The organism is Streptococcus sp. HMSC10E12 (genome assembly GCF_001807855.1).
Lineage (GTDB): Bacteria > Bacillota > Bacilli > Lactobacillales > Streptococcaceae > Streptococcus > Streptococcus salivarius.
Genome location: NZ_KV791099.1, coordinates 1 through 16,490, shown reverse-complemented (window position 1 = coordinate 16,490; position 16,490 = coordinate 1). Strand labels below are relative to the sequence as shown.

The window sequence follows — 16,490 nt, the reverse complement described above, 5'->3', positions numbered from 1 at the left end:
TTTTGTGGAAAAAGTCTTGTCTATTCTCTGATAAATCGATACAATAGAAAGGTCGGTTTTACCGAAAAATTTTAAATAATGAGGACAAAAATGTGTCAGTAAATTGGCAAGATATTGCGTTTTCTTTCCTCGGTGGTTTGGGACTTTTCCTTTTTAGTATTAAGTACATGGGGGATGGTCTTCAGCAGGCAGCCGGTGATAAGTTGCGCTTTTACATCGATAAGTATACCAGCAATCCGTTTTTAGGGGTTTTGATTGGTATTGTCATGACGGCCTTGATTCAGTCGAGTTCAGGGGTTACTGTTATTGTCGTCGGTCTGGTTTCGGCAGGGCTTTTGAGTCTTCGTCAGGCTATTGGTATTGTCATGGGGGCAAACATCGGAACAACCGTAACTTCCTTCATGATTGGTTTCAAGCTAGGAGATTATGCCCTTCCAGTGATTTTCCTGGGGGCTGCGCTTCTCTTCTTCACAAGCAATAAGAAGCTTAATAACCTAGGTCGTATCTTGTTTGGTGTTGGGGGGATTTTCTTTGCCCTTAACCTTATGGGAGATGCGGTAGAACCTTTGAAGTCAGTTACAGCCTTTAAGGACTACTTGGCAACCTTGGGTGATCGCCCAGTCATGGGGGTTATCATTGGTGCTGGTTTGACTATGTTGATTCAGTCATCAGCAGCGACCATCGGTATTCTTCAGAGTCTCTACTCAGGTGGTTTGCTTGACCTGCAAGGTGCCCTTCCAATCCTCTTTGGGGATAATATCGGGACAACAATCACAGCGGTTCTAGCTGCTCTTGGTTCAAACATTGCAGCTAAACGTGTGGCAGGGGCTCACGTACTGTTCAACGTCATCGGGACGGTCTTGTGTTTGATTCTCTTGGTACCATTCACAGCCTTGATTCAATGGTTTAAGTCTGTGCTTGGTTTGACACCTGAGATGACTATCGCCTTTGCTCACGGTACTTTTAACATCGCAAATACTATTGTTCAATTCCCATTCATCGGACTCTTGGCTTACCTTGTGACTAAGATTATTCCTGGTGAAGATGAGATTAACAAGTACGAAGCACTCTACTTGGACCGTTTGCTTATCACACAAGCACCAGCTATCGCCCTTGGTAATGCTAAGAAAGAATTGGTGCACTTGGCATCGTACGCCATCCAGTCTTTGGAAGCTTCCTATGCTTTCTTTGCTAAGGGAGATGAAAAATACTTCGATAAGGTTGAGAAGTATGAAACAGCAGTTAATAGTATTGACGAAGAGTTAACAACTTATTTGATTGACATCTCTAACGAATCTCTAAGCGTTTCTGAAAATGAAGTGTTGGCAAGTGTGCTTGACTCTGTTCGTGACTTGGAGCGTATTGGTGACCTTGCAGTTGCAAGTGCAAACCTTTCACAACACATTCATAATAAGGGAATTGAATTTTCTGATACTGCCAAGGCTGAGCTTGCGGATGTTTACAACCGTACTCACCGTATCGCCCTTGATAGTATTCGTGTTGTTGTAGATGACGATAAGGTACTTGCAGGTCAAGTCATCCTTCGCCATGAAGAGTTGGAAAAACTTGAAAAACAATTGCGTAAAATACATACCAAACGTCTTAACAATGGTGAGTGTACTGCGCAAGCCGGTATCAACTATGTTGATTATCTCTCACATTACACACGTATCGCAGACCATGCGATTAACCTTGTTGAAAAGGTTACAGAAGGTGTGATTTAATAGAGAAAGTCGAGAAAATTTCTCGGCTTTTTTGTTATAATGAAAGCGTATTAAAAACATAGAAAATTGATGAGAGGTGGTCTTATGACCTATTATATTTCAGCCAAACGTTTTTATTTTGAACATAAAATCAAGGAAGGTGGCTACCTAGCGGTTGAGGATAGCCGTTTTGGTGACTGGACGGAAAATGTACCAGAAGGTGCAGAGGTGCTAGATTACAGTGATTATCAGATTTCTCCGGGTCTTGTAGATACTCACATTCATGGATTTGTGGGTTATGATGTCATGGATAATTCTGAGGAAAGTCTTCTAGGCATGAGTCAAGCCTTGCTTTCAGCAGGTGTGACCTCCTTCTTACCGACAGCTTTAACGGCGCCATTTGAAGAGTTGAAGGCTATTTGCCAAACAACAGCTAATACGGTTGGTAAGGAGACTGGTGCCAAAATTCAAGGGCTCTTCTTTGAAGGACCTTATTTCACTGAAACCTACAAGGGAGCTCAAAATCCTAAGTATATGGGCAATCCAAGCGTGGAACAATTGAAGGAATGGCAGGAGGCGGCTCAAGGAAAACTGATTAAATTGGCCCTTGCTCCTGAACGTGAGGGAGTAGCTGAATTTATCCAAGAAGCAACCAAGCAAGGTGTGACAATCGCTCTAGGTCATTCCAATGCTACATATGAAGAAGCCATGGCAGCAGTGGAAGCCGGGGCGTCCGTTTGGGTTCACGTCTACAACGGGATGCGTGGCTTTACCCACCGTGATCCAGGTATGGTTGGTGCAGCCTTCGATAGTCCAGAAACTATTGGTGAGCTGATTGCAGATGGTCATCACGTGGTCCCTGCAGCTTGTAAGGTTCTTATCAAGCAAAAGGCACCTCAAGGAGTTGCCCTAATTACAGACTGTATGTCAGCGGGAGGCTGTCCGGACGGCGACTATATGTTAGGCGAACTTCCTGTTATTGTTGAAAATGGTACCGCCCGCCTCAAAGAAGGTGGTAATCTAGCTGGATCTATCTTACAACTTAAAGACGGTGTCAAACATGTGGTTGATTGGGGACTTGTGACAGTTGCTCAAGCCTTACAAATGGCCACTAGTGTTCCAGCTAAATCGGTTGGGCTTGAAAATACTTGCGGAAGCCTAAAAGCAGGTTTACCAGCTGATTTTATCGTCTTAGATGACTCCTTGGACTTACAAGCAACCTATGTTGATGGACGAAAAGGTTGGGAAAAATAAGAGTATAAGTAGCACTTTCTTATGAAGGTGCTGTTTTTAATTGATTTTTACAAAGGTGTCAGAGTAGTGTAAAATAGAAATACTTTGTATTTTACAGGAGGTAATATGTCAAAACGTATTTGGAGCATTGCTCTGGCCTATGTCGGTGTAATGATTGGTGCAGGAGTATCTTCAGGACAGGACCTCTTACAGTATTTTGTTAGTTTTGGAGCCTGGGGACTAATAGGTGTTATAGTTCTAGGAATCTTGCATGTTGGCTTTGGACGACTCATGATTGCTCTGGGAAGTTATTACCGTTCAGATGATCATTCGGTAGTCTTGGCAGAAATCAGTCATCCTGTGATTTACCGTATTTTGGATATCGCTTTGATTATCACTTGTTTCCTGTTTGGTTTTGTGATGACAGCAGGTGCAGGGGCTAACTTAAACCAACAGTTCGGCTTTCCGATTTGGGTAGGTGCTTTCCTTTGTACAGCTCTGACTATCTTTGTGAGTTTCCTAGATTTCAAAAAAATCATCGGTGTTATTGGAGTTTTTACCCCTATGATTTTGGTTATGATTGCTATGATATTCGTGACCAATGTTTTAGGACGTCACTGGGATTTTGCTGAGATGGATAAGGTGTCGCAAACCATTCAATCTCCTTTTCCGAGTATTTGGCTATCTGTGGTTAACTATTTTGCCGTTTGTGTCATGTCAGCCATAGCCATGGCCTTTGTCATGGGTGGCTCTATTCTCAAAATCAATGAAGCTGAAAAGAGTGGAGCCTGGGGAGGATTTATGGTTGGTGTGATTTTCTTCGTCACGACCTTGATTCTCTTTGCTAATAGTGATAAAATTGCTAGCTCAGATGTTCCAATATTGGCTATTGCTAAGGAAGTGAACCCTATCTTTGCGACGCTCTACGCCTTAGTCATCTTTGGTTTGATTTTTAATACCGTCTTTAGTCTCTATTATGCTCTAGGCAAACGCTTCTCAGCAGGTAGTGATAAACGCTTCAAATTCTTTGTGGCTGCATTTGCCCTTGCTGGTTTCGCTATTTCCTTCATGGGCTTCCGACAACTGGTAGCGGTTATGTATCCTATTATCGGTTATCTGGGAATGCTGATGTTGGTCGTGCTGGTTGTGGCTAGTTACCGCAAAAAAGCCAAAATTCGTAAGGAAAAGGAAATTCGAAATCATCTCTTGTCTATCGTTGAGAAAGCTTACGATCCCAAGCAAGACTTGACCCATCAGGACAAGCAAAAAGCCGAAGAACTTCGAGAAGCCTCAATTATTGATAATGACATTCTCCATGAGGATGCTCATGCCCATGTTCGTCAGGAAATGGGGATCAGTGAGAAGGATTAGGATTTTATTTTACAAGTTTCTCTATTTCTGCTATAATACTGACAAGAAAGAAGGGCTTATGGCGTTTTTCTAGCGAGCTTGGGACAGTGAGAGCCAAGTAGAGCAAAGTAGGCAAGTGGCGCTTTCTCTCAGCAAAGAGCTGAAGACAAACAGATAAAATGAAGTAATAAATTAGGGTGGAACCGCGTTTCTGACGCCCCTAGGTCGTTTGACTTAGGAGCAGAGACACGGTTCTTTTTGTATTCTAAGTCACGGATTTAATATTAAATTAAGGAGTATCAATGTCTAAGAAATTAACCTTTCACTGCGTCAGTGGCAGATACCTCCTTATAGTCGGACTGCCCCACGCTCAGCACTAGGGTGCCTGAGCTAGACGCAGTACTAACTCGTCTTGCCTCGTACGATTGACGAGGCAGACTCGTGTCGCAAGAAATTATAGAAAAAGGAGTAAATAATGTCTAAAAAATTGACTTTCCAGGAAATTATCCTTACTTTGCAACAATACTGGAATGACCAGGGTTGTATGCTGATGCAGGCTTATGATAATGAAAAAGGTGCGGGAACAATGAGTCCTTACACCTTCCTTCGTGCCATTGGTCCTGAGCCATGGAATGCGGCTTATGTAGAGCCATCACGTCGTCCGGCAGACGGTCGTTACGGGGAAAACCCAAACCGTCTTTACCAACACCACCAGTTCCAAGTGGTTATGAAACCATCACCATCAAATATCCAAGAACTCTACCTTGAGTCATTGGAAAAATTGGGTATCAATCCTTTGGAGCACGATATCCGCTTCGTTGAAGACAACTGGGAAAACCCATCAACTGGTTCAGCTGGTCTTGGTTGGGAAGTTTGGCTTGACGGTATGGAAATCACTCAGTTCACCTACTTCCAACAAGTTGGTGGATTGGCAACTGGTCCGGTAACTTCTGAGGTCACATACGGATTGGAACGTTTGGCTTCTTACATCCAAGAAGTCGATTCTGTTTACGATATCGAGTGGGCTCCTGGCGTTAAATACGGAGAAATCTTCCTTCAACCAGAATATGAACACTCAAAATACAGCTTTGAAGTTTCTGACCAAGACATGCTTCTTGAAAACTTCGAAAAATTTGAAAAAGAAGCAGGACGTGCTTTGGAATTGGGTCTTGTTCACCCGGCCTATGACTACGTTTTGAAATGTTCACACACCTTCAACTTGCTAGATGCGCGTGGAGCAGTATCCGTTACAGAACGTGCCGGCTACATTGCCCGTATCCGTAACTTGGCCCGTGTCGTAGCCAAAACTTTCGTCGCAGAACGTAAGAAACTTGGTTACCCACTTCTTGACGAAGCCACACGCGCCAAACTCCTAGCAGAAGAGGAAGAATAAAAAGAGTTACAAGAATGGAAAATGGGCAAACAAAGTGAGCCCACATGGCTACCCAGAGGCAAGTCGAAGACTTGCTAAAGGGATAGGCACCGCCGTACTGGTATATGGGGATTTTTGAAACGTTAGGTTCAAAAATCAGTTGGTTAAATCCACTTTGATGAGACTGTTGGAAATCGCTGTCAAGGAGACAGAAGATTTTCCTACAGCCTCACAAAGTTAGTTAGCAACGTCCCCAGTACCTAAGGTGCCTATCAACAAGAAGAATTTTGTAAAGGAAAAAACATGACAAAAAACTTATTAGTAGAACTTGGACTTGAAGAGTTGCCAGCCTACGTTGTCACACCAAGTGAAAAACAACTCGGTGAGAAAATGGCAGCCTTCTTGGATGACAACCGACTTTCATACGAAAGCATTCAAACCTTCTCAACACCACGCCGTTTGGCCGTCCGTGTGATTGGTTTGGCTGATCAACAATCTGATTTGACCGAAGATTTTAAAGGACCTTCTAAGAAAATCGCCTTGGATGCAGAAGGTAACTTCTCAAAAGCGGCTCAAGGATTCATCCGTGGGAAAGGTTTGACTGTTGACGATATCGAATTCCGTGAAGTTAAAGGTGAAGAGTACGTTTATGTCACTAAACACGAAGCTGGAAAACCAGCTAAAGAAGTTTTGGCTGGCGTTCCAGAAGTGCTTGCTTCATTGACCTTCCCTGTCAGCATGCACTGGGCTAACAACACCTTTGAATACATTCGCCCAGTTCACACCTTGACAGTTCTTTTGGGCGATGAAGCGCTCGACCTTGATTTCTTGGATATCAAGTCAGGTCGTGTGAGTCGTGGACACCGTTTCCTTGGACATGAAGTGGAAATTACTAATGCGGATTCTTATGAAGAAGACCTTCGTACCGTTTACGTGATTGCGGATAGCAAAGAACGTGAAAATATGATTCGTGAGCAAATCAAAGCTATCGAAGCAGAACAAGGTGTTCAAGTTCAAATCGAAGAAGGCCTTTTGAATGAAGTCTTGAACTTGGTCGAATACCCAACTGCCTTTATGGGAAGTTTTGACACTAAATATTTGGATGTTCCAGAAGAAGTTTTGGTGACCTCAATGGAAACACACCAACGTTACTTTGTTGTACGTGACCTTGATGGTAAGCTCAAACCAAACTTCATCTCAGTCCGTAATGGTAACGCTGAGCACTTGGAAAATGTCGTTCGCGGAAATGAAAAAGTCTTGGTTGCCCGTCTCGAAGATGGTGAATTCTTCTGGCGTGAAGACCAAAAACTTAAGATTGAAGACCTCGTTGCTAAATTGGCTCACGTGACCTTCCATGAAAAAATTGGTTCTCTCTCCGAACACATGGCCCGTGCTGGTGTCATTGCAGCTTCCTTGGCTGAGCAAGCTGGTTTGACTGCTGAAGAAACGGCAGCCGTAGCTCGTGCAGCTGAAATCTACAAATTTGACCTCTTGACTGGTATGGTCGGAGAGTTCGATGAATTGCAGGGAATCATGGGTGAGAAATACGCTCTTCTCGCTGGTGAAGATGCTGCGGTTGCGACAGCTATCCGTGAGCACTACCTTCCTGATTCAGCAGATGGAGCTCTTCCAGAGACTAAGGTTGGTGCCATCCTTGCGCTTGCAGATAAATTGGATACTCTCCTTTCCTTCTTCTCAGTTGGTTTGATTCCATCAGGTTCTAATGACCCTTATGCGCTTCGTCGTGCAACCCAAGGGATTGTTCGTATCTTGGATGCTTTTGGTTGGCATATCCCTATGGATGAGTTGATTGACAGCCTTTACGCCCTTTCATTTGATAGTCTTTCATATGACAATCAAGCAGAAGTCATCAACTTCATCAAAGCGCGTGTGGACAAGATGATGGGACGCACACCAAAAGATATCAAAGAAGCCGTTCTTGCTGGTTCAAACTTCGTGGTTACGGATATGCTTGAAGCAGCTGACGCCCTCTCAGAAGCTGCTAAGGCTGATGGTTACAAGGCGGCTGTTGAATCACTCTCACGTGCCTTCAACTTGGCAGAAAAAGCAGATGCTTCAGTGACAGTAGATACCAGTCTTTTTGAAAATGATCAAGAAAAAGCTCTTGCCCAAGCAGCAGAAAATCTTGAATTGACAGGTTCAGCTAGTGATAAATTGGCACAGCTATTTGCTCTTAGTCCAGTCATCGATGCCTTCTTTGACAATACCATGGTGATGGCAGAGGATGAAGCTGTTAAAAACAACCGTTTGGCCCTTCTTGCAGGTCTTGTGTCTAAAGCTAATGCTGTTGCAGCCTTCAACCAATTGAATACAAAATAGAGGTGAAAAGGAATGGATCCTAAAAAAATTGCTCGTATCAATGAGCTTGCTAAAAAGAAAAAAACAGAAGGTTTGACTCCAGAAGAAGCAGTGGAGCAAGCAAAGCTTCGTGAAGAATACATTGAGGGCTATCGTCGCTCAGTTCGTCACCATATCGAAGGAATTAAAGTGGTTGACGAAGAGGGTAACGATGTGACACCTGAAAAACTACGTCAAATACAACGTGAAAAAGGTTTGCATGGCCGTAGTCTCGATGATCCTGAATCATAATAACGATGAACAAGGGTTTGGAATGTTTCCAAGCCCTTGTTTTGAAGCATAAAATTCTGAATATTCTGTATAAATTTGACCAATTATTTCAAAAATGGTAAAATATAAGTTATGTTAAAAATGGCATGATTCAGTGAGTTGTGCTAAATAGAATTGGAGTGAAAAAAATGTCGCAAAAGCAACATCATAAAGACGACGACAACCAGACTGAGAATGGGATGGTGCGTGGTCTTCAAAACCGTCACGTCCAGCTGATTGCCATCGCTGGTACGATCGGTACAGGTCTCTTCCTCGGGGCAGGTCGTTCCCTCTCCCTAACAGGACCTTCAATCATCTTAGTATATATACTGACTGGTATTTTCATGTATCTTATGATGCGAGCAATCGGTGAGATGCTCTATATGGATCCTGACCAACACACCTTTATCAACTTTATTACCAAATACCTTGGTAAGGGCTGGGGATTCTTCTCGGGTTGGTCTTACTGGGTATCACTTATTTTCCTTGGAATGGCAGAAATTACGGCCGTATCAACTTATGTCCAATATTGGTTCCCAAGTTGGCCTGCCTGGCAGATTCAGATTGTCTTCTTGCTTATCCTGAGCTCGGTTAACCTGATTGCGGTTAAGATTTTCGGGGAAGTTGAGTTTTGGTTTGGGATGATCAAGATTATCACCATTCTTGCTCTTATCGCAACAGGTATCTTCATGGTAGCAACCAACTTTGAAACGCCTGCTGGACATGCTAGCCTTGCCAATATTACACACGGCTTCCAGATGTTTCCTAAAGGTTGGGTAAGCTTTGTTATGACCTTCCAAATGGTCTTCTTTGCCTATCAAGCCATCGAATTTGTAGGGATTACAACTTCTGAGACAGCGAATCCACGTAAGGTCTTACCAAAGGCAATAAAGGAGATTCCGATTCGTATTGTCATCTTCTATGTGGGTGCCCTCATTGCCCTCATGGCTATCTTCCCATGGCAAAAACTTCCAGTTAATGAATCACCGTTCGTAACGGTCTTCCAAATGGCTGGTATCAAGTGGGCAGCAGCCTTCATTAACTTTGTTGTCTTGACAGCAGCGGCTTCATCATTGAACTCAACACTTTACTCTACAGGTCGTCACCTCTTCCAAATTGCTAAGGAAACACCAAATAGTAAAGTCATGAAAGCTTTGAAGCTAGATACTTTGTCACGTAATGGTATTCCTTCACGTGCCATCATTGTTTCAGCCATTGTGGTATGTGTTTCAGCCTTCATCAATGTCTTGCCTGGTGTATCTGATGCCTTTGCTTTGATTACCGCATCATCATCAGGGGTCTACATCGCTATCTATATCTTGACCATGCTTGCTCATCTCAAGTACCGTAAATCTCAAGAGTTCATGGCAGATGGCTTCCTTATGCCAGCCTACAAGATTCTCAATCCATTGACTATCCTTTTCTTCATCTTCGTCTTTGTTTGTCTCTTCTTGCAAAAGTCAACAGTTGTCGGAGCTATTGGAGCAGCCATCTGGATTGTCGTATTTAGTATCTATAGTAACTGGAAACACAGTAAATAAATCAATTTAGCTCACCTTTATGGTGAGTTTTTTGTTGCAAAAAAAGGACACAAGGTGTCCCAGTTATTAGTTATGCAATACTTTCTTGGTTTCCGTGGTGAAAGAAGCCACCTAAGAGGCCTTTGCTACGATGAAAAATAGCAGGCTTATGATCGTTGTGTGAACGACCATTAACATCAAGTTTAGCCCATTCAAGAGCCTGGTAGGCATTTCGGTCTGAAACTGTAGATGTCCCAATATAGCTATAAATACCTGCCTGAGCAAGAATAAACCCTTGTAGTTGACGAATATGCTCATCATTGAGTGCTTCAGAAAAATGGATTTTAACTGTCTTATAAGTCAAGGCTTGGACAGACTCAACGATAGGTGATTCTGCTAGGAGGTGCAAAAGTTCTAGATGCTTAGTAAAGTACTTATCATAGTCCATTGGAAGAATGATAGTATGGGCAATCCAATCTTCCAAGTTGGCTTTGGCTTTCTTACTGAGACCTTTTGCTGTGATACTGAGATTATCTATATTGAAAGGAAGCTGGTCGATGTGAGCAGTGTTCGAACCATATGCCTTTCTGAAAAGCGGTGTACTTGATAGAATATGTCCAGTAGGGGAAATAATAGCCAAGGCAGTTTCCTTGGTTTGGTAACCAAGCTTGTGGCATTCCATGCTAGCGTATGTATCTTTAAATTCAATAATTGCTCTTGTTTTCATCGTGTAACTCTCTTTCTGTTAGTTTATAAACTAACAATAGTTTATCATGACTTATACTCTTGGTCAAGAATTTACCTCGAAAAACAAAAAACAATTATGTAAGGGCTTGCAAAAATGTTTGGACTCTGATAAGATAGAACCATAGCAAAAGGATTGTTACTGGTCAGCAGGCAAAACCTAGATAAATACGAAAAACTAATGGGAGTAGTGTATGCTCATCCCAATTGGTTCTTGGTATTTATTTAGGTTTTTTTCGTTGAAAAAGCCTCAAAGAAAACTAGGATCCTAGACAAGAAAGGAGCCCCTATGGCTAAATATACTGAATTAGCTGAGGACATTATCAAACACGTTGGTGGCAAGGAAAATGTCAATAACTTGAAACACTGTGTGACACGTTTGCGCTTTGATTTGAAAGATGAATCTAAAGCAGATGATGACTACCTTAAGAACCGTGACGGCGTTGTTACTGTTGTTAAGGCAGGTGGACAATATCAGGTAGTTATCGGTAACCATGTGCCTGATGTTTATGCGGAGGTCCTCCAGGTTGGTGGTCTTCCAGCAGGTGGAAGTCTTGATCTTGATGAGGGAGATGCACCAAAGGGTAATCTCTTTGACCGATTTGTATCTTTGGTATCAAGTATTTTCCAACCTTTCCTTGGTCCATTGGCTGCGGCCGGGATTATCAAAGGGGTAGTCGCTATCATGGCGGCATGTGGCCTGTCAGCTGCGACAAGTCCTATGTATGTTATCTTGAATGCGGCGGGGGATGGTTTCTTCCAGTTCTTGCCAATCTTGATTGCCTTGACATCAGCTCGTCGTTTCAAGGTTAATGAGTTTACAGCTATTGCGGTTGCAGGAGCACTTGTTTATCCTGATATTGCTACGCTAGTGACAGCTCTTCAAAAGGCAGGTCAAGGTCATGTTCTAGGGGTTATTCCGTTTACGCTTCCTGCAGGGGGTTACCTCTCAACAGTAATGCCTTCTATCTTGGCAATCTGGGTGGCTTCTTACATTCAAAAATTCTTTACTAAGATTACTCCAGATGTCATTAAAGTCTTCGTAGTACCTTTCTTTACATTGCTCATTACGGTACCATTAACATTCTTGGTGGTGGGACCAATTGCCAATGCTTTCTCTGATGGATTGACAAGTCTTTTCCAAGCAATCATGAACTTTAGTCCGATTGTCTTTGGTCTTGTACTTGGTATCCTATGGCAAGTCTTGGTTATGTTCGGAATGCACTGGGCGCTTGTTCCCCTTGCTATCTTAGATGTGGCAACAAACGGAAGTTCTACGATTCTTTCAGCAGCTATCCTTCCATGTTTCACGCAAACAGGTGTATTGGGGGCTATCATGCTTAAGACGAAAGAAGAAAAAGTCCGTACCATCTCTATGCCAGCCTTCATTTCATCTATTTTTGGGGTGACAGAACCTGCTATCTATGGGGTAACCCTTCCAATGAAAACGCCATTCTACATTTCATGTGGTGTTTCAGGACTTATGGGGGCTGCCATGATGGCCCTAGATATTAAGACGTATTCAATAGGTGGTCTGGGTGTATTTGTCTTCCCAAGCCTTATTGGGCCTGACGGTAACCTTTCTAAAGTTATCTTTGCCATTATTATTGCCATTGTGGGTGGTGTTCTTGCCTTCCTCATCCAACTTTTTGTCCGAGTACCAAATCTATACGGTGGTGGGGCAGCTAAGGTTGAGGAAAAAGCTGAAGAAGCTGTACCTGCTCCTAAGGAAATTCAACAAGAAATTATTGCGAGCCCACTTATCGGGAATGTTGTCCCACTTGACCAAGTACCTGACCAAGTCTTTGCTTCAGGAGCAATGGGTAAAGGTATTGCTATTGATCCTACTGATGGGGTAGTTGTCGCACCAGCTAAGGCAACCGTTAATTTAGTCTTCCCTACTGGTCATGCGATTGGTTTGACAACTGAAAATGGTGCAGAGCTTCTCATCCATATTGGTATGGACACTGTTTCTCTTGCTGGTAAAGGTTTCAAGACCTATGTGGAGGCAGGGGATGTCGTAGAAGCAGGGCAAAAACTTATAGAATTTGACCTAGCAACTATCCGAGACGCTAAATTACCAGTCATCACACCAGTCATTGTGACTAATACAGCAGACTTTGATGATGTCTTAACGACTAAAGAAGCTCGTGTTAACACTGGTGACTATCTCCTCACTGCTGTTAAATAAAAAGAAATCCGAGAATCAACTTCTCGGATTTTTGTTTATTTGAATTTGTAGTCTTTCACGACTTCAACGGAATTAACCGTTACATTTTCTTTTGGTTTGCTGTTGTCATCGACTTCAAGGTTAGCAATGGTATCAACAACATCCATGCCTTTGATGACTTGTCCAAAGACAGTATATTTGGTATCACCAGCTGGGTAACCACCTTTTTTGTAGGCGTCAACGATAGGTTTTGGATAGCCAGCATTTCCTAGTTGCTTGCTTTGATCGTCCTTGTTTTGAACAATGTAGAATTGGCTGCCGTTTGAATTCTTAGCACCAGTATTGGCCATAGCAAGTGCGCCACGGATGTTGTAGAGGAATGGTGTAGGTTCAACAGCGAAACCTTTCTTCCAGATAGATTCTCCTCCAGTACCGTCACCCTTAGGGTCACCACTTTGAATCATGAAGTCCTTGATGACACGGTGGAAGGTAAGTCCATCATAGTATTTGTCCTTGGCATGTTTCAAGAAGTTTTCAGAAGCCTTTGGAGCAAGTGTAGGGAAGAGTTTGACTGTGATATCACCCTTTGAAGTATGGAGGATAACTTCAGCTTCGTCCTTACCGACCTTGTCTGACAACTGTGGGAAGGCATCTTTTCCAGATTTTTGGGCTTTTTCTAATTGTTTAGTGAATATCTTATTATCAACATAAGCATCTCCACGAACGGCGCGTGCGATGTTCTCACGAAAGGCAAAACCTAGGCCTGCGATAACAAGTACAATAATTAATGGAATGTACTTTTTAATGTTTTTCATATATAACTCCTTTGATGCATTATACCTACTATTGTAGCAGAAAAAAACCTTTTGGGAAACGGTTAACAGAGGTCTTTAAATATGGTAGAATGGGATTATCAACAAGAAAATGAACAATGGGACTAGATATAGGAAAAAGGTTGCCTCAGGTTAAAAAGTGAGGGCTGACTTTTGAAAGGACGCATGCTACTTGCTCTTATCAGAGACAGGTGTCTGAATCCTAACTATAGAAAACTTCGCCAAGTCGAAGGGACCTCTTGTTTGGATTTCTTGAAAAAAGGAGATTTTTATGTCAACTAAAGCAGAATGGGCTGAACTCTTTGAGTCGGTACACGGGCGTAAGCCTAGCCCCCAAGAATTTTTGGATGCTAAAGCAGCTGACTTTGATACAAGTGCTTTGGCTGCTCAAGCAGCATCTGTAGAAGCACCAGCTAACGAACCTGTCGCTGAAGAAGTAGCTCCAGAACCGGTTGCTACTGAAGAAGTCGCAGAACAAGATGACATCGCAGATGTGGCTGAAACAGCTGAGGATGCCGTCGCAGAACAAGCAAGCAGTGAATCGCCATTTGGTGCAGAAGCTTTCTCAGAAGCACCTGTGCAACAACCAACACCACAATTTGATTCAAACATGTTTGAAAAGGCACCTATCTCTTCAGCTCAAGGATTTGGAACGGTTCCTAATCCAACTGCAGCTGGCTCAGCAGATAAACCTCTTTTCAATCTTATCTTGCCGATCGTTGCGATTGCACTTTCAGTAATCTTTGCAGTCTTGGCATGGTTTGTAAGTCCTGCTTGGCTCTTCATCATCTTGACAGTCCTCGCAGTTGCGGTAGCAGTTGTTTCGCTTGTCTTTAGCCTTAAATCAAGCAAGAAATTGCTTTCAATCATCGCAACAGGTGTTGCTGGTCTCATGCTCTTTGTTTCTATTGGTGGTTTGATTTTCCAAATCTCTCAAAACGCTAGTGACAACACAAGCTCAAGCAAGACATCAAAAGTTGCTGACAAAGACGATGATGACGCTGACAAAAAAGATAATGACAGCGATTCAAAATCTGACTCTAAATCTGATTCAAAAGGTGATAGCACTGACGTCAACGATTACATTGACAAAAATGCTAAATTTGACTGGAATGAATCTAAGTTCAAGAAGTTGAAAGCAGGTAAGGATACCGTTAAGTCTATCATCAAGACTTATGGTAAGGCTTCTGATGCACAAATCTCTGGCGATGAGATGAAGTTGAATTACTCTGGTAAAGACTATGGTGAAAGTGTTTACCTAAACTTTAAGAAACAATATGACGGTACATTTATCTTGTCATATGCTTCAGGTAGATTCCCTCAAGATAAGGTAGAAGTTGATCGCTCTTACAAAGCTGACTGGACAAAAGAACAGTTTGATGCTCTCAAGAAGGGTGATTACACTGATCCATCAAATGGTACGAAACTTGAAGATATCGTTAAGGATCACCCTAAAGCTTCAAGTGCAGAATACACAATCTCAACATCTCGTCAAGGTGAATTCAAAAAAGAAATGAGTATTTCTTACAGTGACTATGATGCTGAAGATGGTAAACTCAAGAGTGTTTACTTGTCATTTGATACCAAAGAAGATGACGATACATTCTACCTTACTTATAAATCAGGTCCAGATGGCGAAGATTAATTAAGAAACAGGAGGGGAAACCTTCCTGTTTTTTCTTGATAAAAGGAGAAAGTTATTGAAATTCTTAAATTATACATTCGAGCAAAGTCAGTCTCTTGTCACCAAGGAGACCGTAGAAAAGCTCAATCAAAAAGGAAGCTGGAAACGATTTATTGGCTTGTTTATCACTTCAATTGTTATTTACTTTTTCTCCATTGCCACACCCATGTTTATAAAGGGCTTGACCGTTGAACAAGATCCTACATTTTCTTGGATTCAGTGGCCAATCATTCTTTTCTATGTAGTCATGTATTTGGTCTATCTTTTCTTTTCGATTAAGCACAGAAGAAGCCCGATGAAACTAAAATTTTGCACCTACTTTTACATGGTAGTCTTACTCGCTATCTTTACGGTATGTGCTGGTATAATGATGATGACACGACGAAATATTGTCAGTATACTATCGGGAGCTATGTTTCTTCTTTCCATTTATTATTTGATTCGAACGGTTCCCCGTAAACTGAAAGAAGCTCTTCAAAATCAGACAGAGTTTAGCCCTATGGTAGCTCTTGTGACTGAAAAGATTTCAGATGGCTTGGTCTTTTTAGGTGGAACGGGGATTACAGCTGGGCTTGTACTCTTTGACCGCTCCACAGGAAGTGACACTAGAGGGAACATTGATGCGGTGTTGATGCCTATTATGCCAGCAATATTTGTCTTTGCGACTTATGTCTTTTCCATTGATTTACTACGAGGCTATTACCTTTTTAAATATTCTGAACAATATAGAGAGCAGTTTGGCTATTCAGTTAAGGACTGGTACGGAGAGAAGTCGAAGGAGTATAGGAGGATACTGGGTTAGGGTGTGGTTAAAGTAATGTATGAAATTGATGGCAAAATGCTTGAAGTTAAAACAATTTTAAACCATATTGGAGGGTAAAATGGAAAAACAAATTAATGAAAAAATTCGTGAGATTGCTCAGAGTGTTAATGAAGAGGGGAAAAATGAGTATATCTACAATCTCTATATTCCAAAGCAATATAATTTTCCTAATAATACTGAAATTATAGATATTGAAAAAATAATTGAACAAATTAAAGGGAATCTTCTAAATCTAGGGGTTATCTTAAATGACTAACATAATATTTTCACAAGTTCAAAAGAGTTTTCACAAGAAGTTGGTGTTAGACATTCCTGATTTTCAAGCGGATTCAGGTGAAATCTTCACCATCGTTGGTGGCAATGGTGCCGGTAAGTCGACTTTTATCAAGCTCTTGTCAGGGATTTTTTTGCAGGATAAGGGCGAGGTTCG

At 42.1% G+C, this 16,490-nt stretch carries 13 protein-coding genes and 1 pseudogene; 12 read left to right on the top strand and 2 right to left on the bottom strand.

From position 1 onward, the window contains the following. The first annotated feature begins 92 nt into the window (after window positions 1-92). The 7 genes from HMPREF3112_RS06585 to HMPREF3112_RS06555 all read left to right on the top strand — a co-directional run bounded on the left by HMPREF3112_RS06585 (window position 93) and on the right by HMPREF3112_RS06555 (window position 9,827). Window positions 93-1,724, top strand: coding sequence for a Na/Pi cotransporter family protein (locus tag HMPREF3112_RS06585; RefSeq protein WP_002890237.1), 1,632 nt, complete (start codon window positions 93-95; stop codon window positions 1,722-1,724). Between the two features lie 84 nt (window positions 1,725-1,808). Continuing rightward, the gene (nagA, locus tag HMPREF3112_RS06580; protein ID WP_070438801.1) at window positions 1,809-2,957 is read left to right on the top strand and encodes an N-acetylglucosamine-6-phosphate deacetylase; all 1,149 of its coding nucleotides are present in this window, start codon (window positions 1,809-1,811) and stop codon (window positions 2,955-2,957) included. A 105-nt stretch (window positions 2,958-3,062) separates the two neighbouring features. Continuing rightward, window positions 3,063-4,307: a YkvI family membrane protein gene (locus HMPREF3112_RS06575; RefSeq protein ID WP_070438779.1), complete on the top strand. Its 1,245-nt coding sequence runs from the start codon at window positions 3,063-3,065 to the stop codon at window positions 4,305-4,307. Between the two features lie 454 nt (window positions 4,308-4,761). Further along, window positions 4,762-5,679 (top strand): glycine--tRNA ligase subunit alpha, encoded by a 918-nt coding sequence (glyQ, locus tag HMPREF3112_RS06570; protein WP_002886077.1) that lies wholly within the window; start codon window positions 4,762-4,764, stop codon window positions 5,677-5,679. Window positions 5,680-5,961: 282 nt separating this feature from the next. Beyond that, a complete protein-coding gene (gene glyS, locus HMPREF3112_RS06565) occupies window positions 5,962-7,998 on the top strand; it encodes a glycine--tRNA ligase subunit beta (RefSeq protein ID WP_070438776.1) in 2,037 nt (678 codons plus the stop codon). A 12-nt stretch (window positions 7,999-8,010) separates the two neighbouring features. Next, entirely contained in the window at window positions 8,011-8,268 is a 258-nt protein-coding gene (locus HMPREF3112_RS06560; RefSeq protein WP_045769030.1) for a DUF896 family protein, read from the top strand. 167 nt (window positions 8,269-8,435) lie between these two features. Beyond that, complete coding sequence (locus HMPREF3112_RS06555) at window positions 8,436-9,827, top strand: amino acid permease (RefSeq protein WP_070438773.1); 1,392 nt, start codon at window positions 8,436-8,438, stop codon at window positions 9,825-9,827. 70 nt (window positions 9,828-9,897) lie between these two features. On the opposite strand, the gene HMPREF3112_RS06550 is transcribed toward HMPREF3112_RS06555, so the two are convergent. Further along, window positions 9,898-10,533, bottom strand: coding sequence for a hypothetical protein (locus HMPREF3112_RS06550; RefSeq protein WP_064524823.1), 636 nt, complete (start codon window positions 10,531-10,533; stop codon window positions 9,898-9,900). 306 nt (window positions 10,534-10,839) lie between these two features. Between HMPREF3112_RS06550 and HMPREF3112_RS06545 the strand changes: the two genes are divergently transcribed. Further along, entirely contained in the window at window positions 10,840-12,741 is a 1,902-nt protein-coding gene (locus HMPREF3112_RS06545) for a beta-glucoside-specific PTS transporter subunit IIABC (protein WP_070438769.1), read from the top strand. Between the two features lie 35 nt (window positions 12,742-12,776). Here the strand turns inward: HMPREF3112_RS06545 and HMPREF3112_RS06540 are convergent, their stop codons facing one another. Beyond that, entirely contained in the window at window positions 12,777-13,535 is a 759-nt protein-coding gene (locus HMPREF3112_RS06540; RefSeq protein WP_070438766.1) for a peptidylprolyl isomerase, read from the bottom strand. A gap of 289 nt (window positions 13,536-13,824) precedes the next feature. Between HMPREF3112_RS06540 and HMPREF3112_RS11445 the strand changes: the two genes are divergently transcribed. The 4 genes and pseudogenes from HMPREF3112_RS11445 to HMPREF3112_RS06520 all read left to right on the top strand — a co-directional run. Further along, window positions 13,825-15,198: a hypothetical protein gene (locus tag HMPREF3112_RS11445; RefSeq protein ID WP_070438763.1), complete on the top strand. Its 1,374-nt coding sequence runs from the start codon at window positions 13,825-13,827 to the stop codon at window positions 15,196-15,198. Window positions 15,199-15,253: 55 nt separating this feature from the next. After that, window positions 15,254-16,039 (top strand): hypothetical protein, encoded by a 786-nt coding sequence (locus HMPREF3112_RS06530; protein WP_070438760.1) that lies wholly within the window; start codon window positions 15,254-15,256, stop codon window positions 16,037-16,039. 79 nt (window positions 16,040-16,118) lie between these two features. Further along, window positions 16,119-16,232: pseudogene (locus HMPREF3112_RS11935) on the top strand (TIGR01741 family protein); the annotation flags it as partial. A gap of 76 nt (window positions 16,233-16,308) precedes the next feature. Continuing rightward, window positions 16,309-16,490: ATP-binding cassette domain-containing protein (locus tag HMPREF3112_RS06520; protein ID WP_141738659.1), on the top strand; the 182-nt coding region annotated here is incomplete at its 3' end.

Coding starts and splice junctions, on each gene's coding strand:
- HMPREF3112_RS06540 (WP_070438766.1), bottom strand. CDS start 13,535: ATGAAAAACATTAAAAAGTACATTCCATTAATTATTGTACTTGTTATC.
- HMPREF3112_RS06575 (WP_070438779.1), top strand. CDS start 3,063: ATGTCAAAACGTATTTGGAGCATTGCTCTGGCCTATGTCGGTGTAATG.
- HMPREF3112_RS11445 (WP_070438763.1), top strand. CDS start 13,825: ATGTCAACTAAAGCAGAATGGGCTGAACTCTTTGAGTCGGTACACGGG.
- glyS (WP_070438776.1), top strand. CDS start 5,962: ATGACAAAAAACTTATTAGTAGAACTTGGACTTGAAGAGTTGCCAGCC.
- HMPREF3112_RS06560 (WP_045769030.1), top strand. CDS start 8,011: ATGGATCCTAAAAAAATTGCTCGTATCAATGAGCTTGCTAAAAAGAAA.
- glyQ (WP_002886077.1), top strand. CDS start 4,762: ATGTCTAAAAAATTGACTTTCCAGGAAATTATCCTTACTTTGCAACAA.
- HMPREF3112_RS06545 (WP_070438769.1), top strand. CDS start 10,840: ATGGCTAAATATACTGAATTAGCTGAGGACATTATCAAACACGTTGGT.
- HMPREF3112_RS06550 (WP_064524823.1), bottom strand. CDS start 10,533: ATGAAAACAAGAGCAATTATTGAATTTAAAGATACATACGCTAGCATG.
- nagA (WP_070438801.1), top strand. CDS start 1,809: ATGACCTATTATATTTCAGCCAAACGTTTTTATTTTGAACATAAAATC.
- HMPREF3112_RS06555 (WP_070438773.1), top strand. CDS start 8,436: ATGTCGCAAAAGCAACATCATAAAGACGACGACAACCAGACTGAGAAT.